The following is a 499-nucleotide window of genomic DNA, read 5'->3' on the forward strand; positions in this document are numbered from 1 at the left end:
GATTGGTTCAATCAATCCCCAACAATAAAAAAAAATGGCTAATTTTTTCACAGATAACCCAGATTTACTTTTTCATCTGCAGCACCCCTTGATGCAGAAAATTGTAACGCTCAAGGAGCAAGGCTTTGCCGACAAGGATAAGTTTGATTATGCCCCGATGGATTTTGAAGATGCGATGGACAGTTACGAGAAAGTACTTGAAATTGTAGGCGAAATATGCGGGGATATAGTGGCTCCCAACGCTGAAAGCGTGGATGCCGAAGGTCCAAAAATTGTGAATAATGAGGTAATATATGCCCGTGGCACACAGGAAAACCTCGACGCTTTGGTGAAAGCCGGATTAATGGGAATCACCCTGCCTCGTAAATACGAAGGCCTTAATTTCCCTATCGTACCTTATATTATGGCCGCTGACATCGTGTCGCGTGCCGATGCCGGATTTGTAAACATCTGGGGTTTGCAGGATTGTGCTGAAACTATTAATGAATTTGCATCAGAA

Annotated in this window: 1 protein-coding gene; it reads left to right on the plus strand. The window is 43.3% G+C overall.

Annotated features, from left to right (window positions below):
• Positions 1-34 precede the first annotated feature (34 nt).
• Positions 35-499 (plus strand): acyl-CoA dehydrogenase family protein (locus tag C6366_RS20900; RefSeq protein WP_199221582.1); only part of this gene is annotated, 465 nt, incomplete at its 3' end.

Source organism: Desulfonatronum sp. SC1, from assembly GCF_003046795.1.
Classification (GTDB): domain Bacteria; phylum Desulfobacterota; class Desulfovibrionia; order Desulfovibrionales; family Desulfonatronaceae; genus Desulfonatronum.